Source organism: Burkholderia sp. Bp8992, from assembly GCF_003853705.1.
In the GTDB taxonomy this organism is placed as follows: Bacteria; Pseudomonadota; Gammaproteobacteria; order Burkholderiales; family Burkholderiaceae; genus Burkholderia.
The window spans coordinates 153,204-162,942 of sequence record NZ_QTQI01000020.1 but is presented as its reverse complement, the minus strand read 5'-3'; the positions used below and the strand labels follow the sequence as shown (position 1 = coordinate 162,942).

Annotated in this window: 6 protein-coding genes; 1 reads left to right on the top strand and 5 read right to left on the bottom strand. The window is 68.1% G+C overall.

Features of this window, described 5'->3' with window-relative positions; genetic code table 11:
• Positions 1-342: 342 nt before the first annotated feature.
• From DIE03_RS26655 to DIE03_RS26640, 4 genes are all read right to left on the bottom strand, one after another.
• Complete coding sequence (locus DIE03_RS26655; protein ID WP_124455290.1) at positions 343-2,214, bottom strand: sigma-70 family RNA polymerase sigma factor; 1,872 nt, start codon at positions 2,212-2,214, stop codon at positions 343-345.
• Positions 2,198-2,512 (bottom strand): high-potential iron-sulfur protein, encoded by a 315-nt coding sequence (locus tag DIE03_RS26650; RefSeq protein WP_124455289.1) that lies wholly within the window; start codon positions 2,510-2,512, stop codon positions 2,198-2,200. Before DIE03_RS26650 ends, DIE03_RS26655 begins: the two co-directional genes overlap by 17 nt.
• A gap of 103 nt (positions 2,513-2,615) precedes the next feature.
• Positions 2,616-3,821 carry a c-type cytochrome gene (locus DIE03_RS26645; protein WP_124455288.1) on the bottom strand — a complete coding sequence of 402 codons (1,206 nt, stop codon included), beginning with the start codon at positions 3,819-3,821 and terminating at the stop codon, positions 2,616-2,618.
• Positions 3,822-3,900: 79 nt separating this feature from the next.
• Complete coding sequence (locus DIE03_RS26640; RefSeq protein ID WP_124455287.1) at positions 3,901-5,622, bottom strand: methanol/ethanol family PQQ-dependent dehydrogenase; 1,722 nt, start codon at positions 5,620-5,622, stop codon at positions 3,901-3,903.
• Positions 5,623-6,051: 429 nt separating this feature from the next.
• Between DIE03_RS26640 and DIE03_RS26635 the strand changes: the two genes are divergently transcribed.
• Entirely contained in the window at positions 6,052-8,382 is a 2,331-nt protein-coding gene (locus DIE03_RS26635; protein WP_124455286.1) for a TonB-dependent receptor, read from the top strand.
• 42 nt (positions 8,383-8,424) lie between these two features.
• On the opposite strand, the gene DIE03_RS26630 is transcribed toward DIE03_RS26635, so the two are convergent.
• Positions 8,425-9,441 carry an alpha/beta fold hydrolase gene (locus DIE03_RS26630; protein ID WP_124455285.1) on the bottom strand — a complete coding sequence of 339 codons (1,017 nt, stop codon included), beginning with the start codon at positions 9,439-9,441 and terminating at the stop codon, positions 8,425-8,427.
• Positions 9,442-9,739: the final 298 nt, after the last annotated feature.

Below are 9,739 nucleotides of genomic sequence, written 5' to 3'. Positions count from 1 at the left end.
GCCGGCATGCCGGAAATGGTGGCCGCCTTCTCGAGCGCCGCGGGCGGCGCGAACTGACGGGTTTCGTGAAGAACCGAATCGATCTTGGACAAGCGTGTCTCCATGCGTTCATGTGATTCCTGCCGGCGCTCGGGAAAACGCAACATGCATGCCAGTTGTACGACCGGTGCGTGCCTGCGGCGAAAGCCGCGACGGCCGGGCATGTGGCGCCTGATCCGAGCGGCCCCGTGGCGTCGAGAACGGCAGCGCGGTGCGACGCTGCGTTCAGAAATGCAGCAGGTCGTGTTGCAGTCCTGAGCAATGGGTGTGCGAGCCGCAAGGCGGTCGCCCGGCACGGCCGCGTCAGGCGAGCAGCGAGCGCAGCGCCGGTGCGTGCCTGAATTGCCGGATGCGTTCGAGCGCCGATACCTCGAGCTGACGGACGCGCTCTGCCGACAGGTTCAGTTGCCGGCCGATCTCGCGCAGCGAATACTCGTTTTCGACATCGATGCCGTATCGCAGGCGAAGAATCCAGGCTTCGCGGGCGGGAAGGCAATCGATGAGCGCCGCGACCGCCGCGCGCAACTGACCGGCGCTCGCCGCTTCTTCCGGCGTCGGCGCGTCGGGGTCGATCGTGACGTCGCACAGCGTGAGGTCGTGATCGGGCGAAACCGGCAGGTCGGCGGAGATCGGTTCGCGCACGATGCTCATCAGCTCGCGCACCTTATCGACCGGCAGCCGCATCTGCGCGGAAAGCGCCCGCGCGTCGGCGACGTCGCCGGTTCGTTGCCGGTGGATTCGCGCGAGCCGCGACAGCTTGTTGAGCGCATCGACCGTGTGCGCGGGCACGCGTATCGTGCGCCCCAGGTCGGCGAGCGCATGCGTGATCGCCTGCCGGATCCACCACGTCGCATAGGTCGAGAATTTGAAGCCGCGCCGGTGATCGTAGCGATCGACGGCCTTCATCAGGCCGATGTTGCCTTCCTGGATCAGGTCGGAGAACGGCAGGCCGCGATCGGCATAGCGTTTGGCGACCGACACGACGAGCCGCAGGTTGCTCTGGAACAGCTTCGTTCTCGCGGGTTGCATCGCACGCTCGATACGCAAGAGCCGCGCATCGAGCGCTATTGCGATGTCGAGCGGCAACGGCGACTGGCCGGCGAGGCAAGCGAGCGCGCTGCGCGTTTCGATCAGCGTGGGCGCATGGCGGGCGAGTGCGGCGGCACATGCTGGATGCGCGGCGCTGCATGCGTGCAGCCATGCGCGTATGTCGTCGCACCGCGTGAAGAGATCGTGGCGCGCGGATTCCGTACGGATGCCCGAGGCGGCCAGCGTGTCGACGAGCCGCTTTTCGAACGTGCGCGCTTGGGTCGCGCGCTCGCGGTTTGCATGACCGATACGCTCGATCGCACGCAAGGTGAAGCGGACCCTGCCGGTCGCTGCGGCCGCCTCGCGCAACAGCGACCGGTAACCGACCGACGTGAAACCGTCGGTGTGCAATGCCTGCTGCATCGCTGGCGCCAGCGCACCGATACGCTCGAGCGCTTCGACGACCGTATCGCGCCACGCCGGGCTGTCGAGAGAAAGACCGGTGTCGTCCTGCGCAGGCGATTCCGTGGCCGGATCGTCGGGCAGAATCGTCGGCGCACTCGCGGGCGGCTCGGCGTCACAGGCGAGCCCCGTCACGTAAGCCGACGCGGCCGCCTTGCCGGCGCCGATGTCGTCCGCGATCGCCGCGACGACGGCGAGTGCCGCCGGATCGCGGCTCAATGCGTCGATGCATGCGGCGCGGCCGCTTTCCAGACGAAGCGCGAGCGCGATCTCTTCGTCGCGTTCGAGCAGCGGCGTCGCGCTCATTTCCCGCAGATAGAGCCGGATCGGGTCGTTGGTCTGGCCTGCAAGCAGGTCGTCGGCCGCGAGCGGCGTCGATGCGTCGGCGAGCGGCGGCGCGATTTCCGACGCTTGCTCAAAATGGCCGTCGAGCGTCCACGCGGTGCGTGCGCCGGCATGCTCGCGTACGTCGACGCCGAACTCGCGCAGCATCGACGCGGCGGCATCGACATCCGCACCGTCGGCCGCGTCATCGGGCAACGCATCGGCAATTTCGCCGTGCGTCACGTATCCGCGGTCGATGCCCAGCGCGACCAACGCATGCAGATGCGCCGCGCTTTCTGCGTCCGCGCCGCGCCGCGACGCGCCGTCGCGAGCGGGCCCGACGTCAGGCGAGCTTCGCATAGACGTTGCACCAGCCTTCGGCGGCAACCGTCTTGCCCGCGAACATCGGGCACGTACCGGAGGATTCGCCGGCGGCAGCCTTGTAGAAGCGGCAGTTCGAACACGTCTGGCCGGCCTGGTACTTCGGAAACTTGCCGGCGTCGACGGTCGTCGCCTTTGCGCGGTAGCCGAGCGTCTTTGCTGCCGCGTCGTTCTCGTCGACGGGCGGTGTGGCCGCGAATGCACGGGTGCCGGTTGCGAGTGCGGCACACAGGCCGGCCGCCTGCACGAAGAAGGTTCTGCGATGACGGGAGATCATGATGCGGTCCTGAATGAAATGAAATGAATGGAAAAAGTCCGGCCCGCGCGCCGGGCAAGCTTCCCGGCGCGGCGGTCGATCGGTGCGAAAGCGGGTGGAGAGGCTACTTGCGCGGTCCGGCGATGAGCGGTGCCTTCGACGCGTTGGCGATATCGGCGGTCAGCTTGCTCTGTGACGCGTCGTAGCCGTTCGAGTAGAGCAGGAACGCCATCAGGTCCTCGTATTCCTGCGCGGTCATCTTGCCGGGGCGATCGGCCGGCATGTTGCTCGACATGTACAGGAAGATGCCGCCGACCGTGATGTGCGACTTGCCTTCAGGCGCGAACGATTCGCCGCTCAACGCGGGCGCGGTATTGCCTTCGAGCTGGTCGCCATGGCATTTCGCGCACGCATCGCCGTAGAGCTTCTTGCCGTGCTGCACCTGCGCCTGGTCGAACGACGGGACGCCGCTGCCTTCGCCCGTCGACACCTTGATGAAGCCGCTCCTTGCCGGCCGCTGCGCGGACGCGACCGCGCCGTCGAGAAACCGGCCGGGCACGCGCGTGGTGGCGGCTTGCGCGATGTCGTCGGGAAGCGTCCAGCCGCGCGTGAGCGACGCGAGACGGCCGTTGCCGCTCATCTGCGACAGCGTCGCGTCGATGCGCTTTTGCAGTGCGTCCTTGCCGGGCCCGAATGCGAACGACAGTTGCCAGTCGGAGTACGGCGATGCCGTCGCCGCTACCTTGAACTGCTGTTTCGGGTGCGCACGCTCGTACGCGACGACGCTCGGATACCAGACGATCGCGCGCTGTGCGCGGCCGGCGGCGAGCGCGCCGATCGTTTTCTCACTGGTGTTTTCGAGGTCGAAGCGGGCATTCGCCTGCTGCGCCGCGATCAGTTGCGACGGGCTGCCGTACGTGGCCGCGATCGTTTCCTTGGCGCCGGACGACGCTTGCGCGTCGCGCAGCGACACGCTGACGTAGCCGGAGCGCAGATAGCCCTGCGAGAACGTCATTTTCGATCCCGACGCATCGGCGATCGCCGAGCGCGGGAAGCCGGCGATCACATCGCAGTCGCGTTCGAGCGATTTCGTCAGCTCGCTGGCGGAGATGCCGTCGTCGTCGCCGTTGTCGTCGACGCCGCGCTTGTTGAAGGTCGCGGCGATGCCCGCGGCGCGGAACACTTCGCGCGCAACGGAGCGGTCGAGCGTGGTGGTCGGGCTGCCGGGCAGCGTGCAGACGCGCACGCCGGCCGACGCGGCTGCCGGTGTCAGCGCCACGCCCACGGCGAGCAGACTGGCGACGGTAACGGAAGTGAGACGAGTATTCATGATCGTGTGTCCGGTTGAAGCGGGTGGGGCGTCGCGCCCGCATCGGGCGCATGCGGGCGCGACCAGGCGTGGCGCCGGTTCAGTCGAGCGCGAACACGTAGAGCGTGCCGCCGCGCGGAACGTCCTTCGCGATGTCGGCCATCGGGCCGCCCCAGATCGGGTTCGCGCCGCCGTAGCCGGCGAGCACGGCGACATACTCCTTGCCGTCGACCTCGTACACCGACGGCTGCGAAATGATGCCGCTCGCCAGTTGCGGGCTTTCCCAGAGCACCTTGCCGGTCGTCGTGTCGAACGCGTACAGGTGGCCGTCGAGCGAGCCGCTGAACGCGAGACCGCTCGCCGTGGTCGCGACGCCGCCGTTCCACGGCTTCTTCGACCAGTGGCTCCACAGCTTCTTGCCGGTGTTCACGTCGATGGCCGTCAGTTCGCCGTAGCCTTCGCTGCCCGGTTCGGGCTTGATCTCGAAACCTTCACCGAGATACGGCAGGCCTTCCATGTAGCTGACCGACTTGCCGGTCAGGCTCATGCACGCATGCAGCGCGGGCACGACCGCGATGTTGCGTTCCTGGTCGTACGAGATCGACCACCAGTTCTTGCCGCCGAGGAAGCTCGGGCACGTCTCGATCGTCGTGCCGGCCTTCGGGAACTTCGATGCGTCCTGGATCGGCTTGCCGTCGGCCGTGTAGCCGGTGACCGACAACGCCTTCACGAACGGCGTCGCGTAGATCAGCTTGCCGGTCGTGCGGTCGATCGCGTGGAAGAAGCCGTTGCGGTCGGCGTGGATGATCGCGTCGTAGTCCTTGCCCTTGTACTTGATGTCCGCGAGGACGGCCGCGTTCACGCCGTCGTAGTCCCACGTGTCGTTGTTCGTGTACTGGTAGTGCCACTTCAGGTTGCCGCTCTTTGCATCGAGTGCGAGCAGCGAGTCGGAATACAGGTTGTCGCCGGGACGAAGCGCCGCGAGCCATGGGCCGGGGTTGCCGACCCCCCAGTACAGCGTGCGGGACGCGGCGTCGTACGTGCCGGTGAGCCATGCGGCGCCGCCGCCATGGCTCTGCATGCCGTCGGGCCAGGTTTCCGCGCCTTTTTCGCCGGCGTCGGGGATTGTGTAGCGTTTCCAGACCTGCGAGCCGTCCTCCGGATTCAGCGCGGCGATGTAGCCGCGAATGCCGTATTCGCCACCGGACGTGCCGACGACGATCGCGCCGTCGATCGCGAGCGGCGCGAGCGAGAACGCGTAGCCGAGGCCCGGCTCGAACATCTGCTTCTTCCACACGAGATTGCCGGTCTGCGCGTCGAGCGCCGCGATTTCGCCGTTCAGCATCGCGATGTAGACGTTCTTGCCGTACAGCGCGACGCCGCGGTTGACGACGTCGCAGCACGCGGTCTTGAACGAGGCCGCGCCGAGCTTCGGCTCGTATTTCCACAGCTGCTTGCCGGTCTTCGCATCGAATGCGTAGACGTTGTCCTTCGGCGTCGTCACGAACAGGTAGTTGCCGTTGACGATCGGCGTGGCCTCGAAACCCTGCTTCAGGTCGGCGGGGAACTTGTACGCCCACACCTGCTTGAGATCCTTCGCGTTCGACGTGTCGATCTGCTTGAGCGGCGAATGCGAGCGGCCGTCGTAGGTGCGGTAGTAGGTCAGCCAGCCCGGATCGCCGTGTGCATCGGTCAGGCGCTGGTAGGTCACGGCCGGGTAGTCCGCGGCCGCTTCGACGAGGCCGGGGTTCAGCGCGACGGCGGCCGCCACCGCGATTCCGAACGCCGCCAGCCGGCTCGCTGAAGCCGAGGGTTTCTTCATGGTTGTCTCCTGGGTCATTGTGGTCGCACCGCCGCGAACGATTCGTCGCGCCGGCACGGTGGGGTTCCGGGCCGAGTGCACTGCCCGTTATGCAAGTCGCATGCCATCACGGCCGGAAGCCGGGGTGGTGCGGCACACCGGCGCATCGCCGGTGATGCGTCGAGCGACGACACGCGCCATGGCGTCGACGCAGGTGTTGCATTCAGGTACACCGTCGCGCGCGAAGTGTTGCCAAACATGACAGGTGGTGCAGTCCGCGGAACGGCGGGCCGCCGGTTTCACGCATGCCTGTCCAAAGCGATGTGCGGCGCAGCGCACACTGCCCGTCGTTGCGGCGTTGGCACGGTTCTCGCGAGCGGGCTTCGCGACAACTCGGCGCCGCGCGGTGCATCGCACGGGCCGGCGGAATACAAGTGCGGAGACAACGGAATGATCAGGAGACCAAAGGCAGCCGCGCGTGACGGCGCGACGCGGCGTGGCCGGCGTGCGCGATGCATCGGCACGACCGTCGGCGTGCTCGCGCTGTTCGGCCTGCCGCCCGGCAGCGTGCGCGCGCAGCAGCAGGCGGATGGCGCCGCGATCGCGCCGCCCGAGCCGGCCGTCGTGCTGCCCGCGGTGGTCGTCGTCGGTACGGCGCCGCTGCTCGGGATCGGCACGCCGCTGTCGAAGGTGCCGGCGAACGTGCAGACGGTGCGCGCGGCGGAACTCGACGTGCAACACCGCGCGACGCTCGCCGATTTCTTCGCCGCGAACCTGCAGAGCGTGACGATCTCGGATGCGCAGGGCAACCCGTATCAGACGGACGTCAACTATCGCGGCTTCACCGCATCGCCGCTGCTCGGCACGCCGCAGGGGTTGTCGGTGTTCGTCGACGGCGTGCGCGTGAACGAGCCGTTCGGCGACGTCGTAAACTGGGACATCCTGCCCACCCAGGCGATCGACCGCGTGCAGTTGATTCCGGGCTCCAACCCGGTGTATGGGCTCAATACGCTCGGCGGTGCGCTCGCGATCACGACGAAGAACGGCAGGTCGGACCAGGGTGGCGAAGCGGAGGTGTCGGGCGGCGCGTGGGGCCGCAAGACTGCCAGCGTCGAGCAGGGCGGGACGATCGGCTCGAACCTCGACTACTACGCGACCGCGAACGTCGCGAACGACGGCGGCTGGGCCGACCATAACGCGAGCCGCGTGCGGCAGGCGTTCGGCAAGCTGCGTTATACCGATGCGGATACGACGCTGTCGATTGCCGCAGGCGGCGCGGACAACACGCTGTCCGGCACGCAGACGATCCCGCGCTCGTTCCTCGACAACCCGAAGCAGGCGTATACGTATCCGGACCGGAACCGCAACAGCGCCGGCTACCTGACGCTGTCGGGCGACCGTTTTTTCGGTGAAAACGTCGAGCTGAGCGGCAACGCGTACTACCGGCACCTGCGCAACGCGAACACGAGCAGCAACAACAATACGGACTACGGATCGGTGAACGAGGGCGGCACGGTCGACACGGTGCAGGGCAGCAACGCGCAATCGACGATCGTCACCGACAGCTACGGCGGCAGCGTGCAGCTCACGCTGCTCGGCAAGCTCGGCGGGATGGCGAACCGGCTGGTCGCGGGCGTTTCGGCCGATGTCGCGAACTCGAGCTACGTCGCGTCGTCGCAGGACGCGTCTTTCACCGATGCGCGTGCGGCGATCGGCATCGGCGATTTCGTTCGGCAGACCAGCGCGAAGACGCGCAACGCGAACTTCGGTGCATACCTGAGCGATGCGCTGTCGCTCACGCCGCACTGGACGCTGACGCTGTCCGGCCGCTACGACTGGTCGAAGGCGCAGATCGGCGACGAGAGCGGCGTGCAGCCGCTGCTCGACGGCAACCATGTGTTCTCGCGCTTCAACCCGGCCGTCGGGCTCAACTGGAATCCGGTCGCGGGCTTCACCGCGTATGCGGCCTACAACGAAGGCATGCGTTCGCCGACCGCGATCGAGCTCGCGTGTGCGGACCCGGCCGCGCCGTGTTCGCTGCCGAACGACTTCATCGCTGACCCGGCGCTCAAACCCGTGATCTCGAAGACGTTCGAAGCCGGCATGCGCGGCCGCATCGGCGCGGCGACGACCTGGAGCGCGGCGGCCTACCGCACGACGCTGACCGACGACATCCAGTTCATCAGCAGCCCGGCCAGCGCGCAGGGCTACTTCCGCAATGTCGGCGATACGCGGCGGCAGGGTATCGAGCTCGCCGGCCGTACGCGCTTCGGGCCGCTCGGTGCCGGGCTGTCGTACAGCTATGTCGATGCGACCTATCGATCGTCGTGGACCGAGCACAGTCCGGCGAATTCGGCGGCCGACGCGAACGGCAACGTGGCGGTCAAGCCGGGCGACCGCATGCCCGGCATTCCCGCGCATACGGTGAAGCTGCGGCTCGACTACGCGGCGACGCCCGCGTGGGACATCGGCACGAACGTCACGTGGCGCAGCGGCGTATATGCGCGCGGCGACGAGAACAACGCGGACGTGAACGGCCGGATCGCGGGCTACGTGCTGGTCGATCTCGACATGCGTTACCGGGTCACGAAGCGGTTCGAGGTATTCGCGAGCGTGACGAACCTGTTCGACAAGCGCTACGCGAGCTTCGGCGCACTCGGCCGGAATTTCTTCAACGGACCGAATCACACGTTCGACGGCGCCAATCCGGTGAACGAACAGTTCGTCGGGCCGGGCGCGCCGCGCGGCGCTTGGGTCGGCATGCACTATGCGTGGGACTGAGCGGTGCGCGGTCGCGTCGCGACACGAACGAGCGCGCGGCCGTCACGTGAACGGCACCGTCGAGAACATCGCGTTCACGGCGCGTGCGACGCTGCGCGCCAATGCCGGGTCGCTTGCCAGATGTCCGGCCTTCACGCGTTCGATTTCGGCTTCGGGGACGGCTCGCGCGAGGCGCTCGACATTGCCGACCGGGCAAACGGGATCGTGCAACCCGTGCGCGGCGAACAGCGGCACGCGGGCTTGCGCGGCCCGTCGCGCGAGCGCGAGCACGCGGCGCTCGCCGAGCCAGCAATCGTGTTGCAGGTAGTGCGCCTGAATCCGGTATTTGTCGATCAGCCGGCCGACGGTCTTGTTCGAGCGGATCGCGCGCACGGGCGAGCGGCGCGTGCGCGCCGACGCGAGGATCGCGTTTTCGTACGCGTGCCACGCGAGCGCCACCGCGCGCTGCCCGGCCGCGCTCCCGCCGTGGCGCAGCCGCTGCGCGCAGCGCGGCAGCAGGCGATCCGGGCGGCCGCCGCCGGCCGCTGCATGAAGGCGCCGCCACTCGCGCGGCGCACGCGTGCGGGAAGTCGTGAAGAGCCCGCGGACTTCGCGTGGCGACGTCAGGAACAGGCCGCGCAGCACGACGCCCGTCACCCGCTGCGGATGCGTGCCCGCATACGCAAGTGCGAGCGCGGCGCCCCACGAGCCGCCGACGACGCCCCAGCGTGCGATGCCGAGCTGCTCGCGCACCGCCTCCAGGTCCGCGATCAGCCGTGCGGTGTCGTTGTGACGCGTGCCGCCGCGCGGTGCCGACGCACCCGCGCCGCGCTGGTCGACAAGCACGACGCGCACGCGGGTGAGGTCGAACAACCGCAGGATGCCGGCCTGGCTGCCGCTGCCTGGCCCGCCGTGCAGCACGACGACCGGATGGCCCTGCGCGGCGCCGGCCACGGTGAATGCGATCGATTGCGCGTCGCGGTGCAGGCGCCGGTGAACGGGCGTGACCGGCGACGCCGGCGCGTCGGGCAAGGCCCGCGGCGGGGGCGACGGCGTGGATCGAGTCGGGCGACGCGTCATGTCGATAGGGTTCAGGCGGAACGGGAGGGGAATCGTCGGGCGCCGGGGCTGCCTTGCGACGAAGCGAGCGAAAAGCATGCCGGCTGCGCGGATCCGGATTCGCACGGGTAGTCATGCGGCGGGAAATCGCGGTATCAGGAAGGACTGGCCGTCGCGCGACGCGGCACGCTCCGCCGCGCCCAGGCTATTCATTACATTGTGCTTTCAATGCATGCCGTGGCGCCGGCATGGCCCGATGCTTGCTTGTAATGACGGCAAAGAGTCCGGCAGTTGACCGGAAGGATCCCCCGGAGGAGAC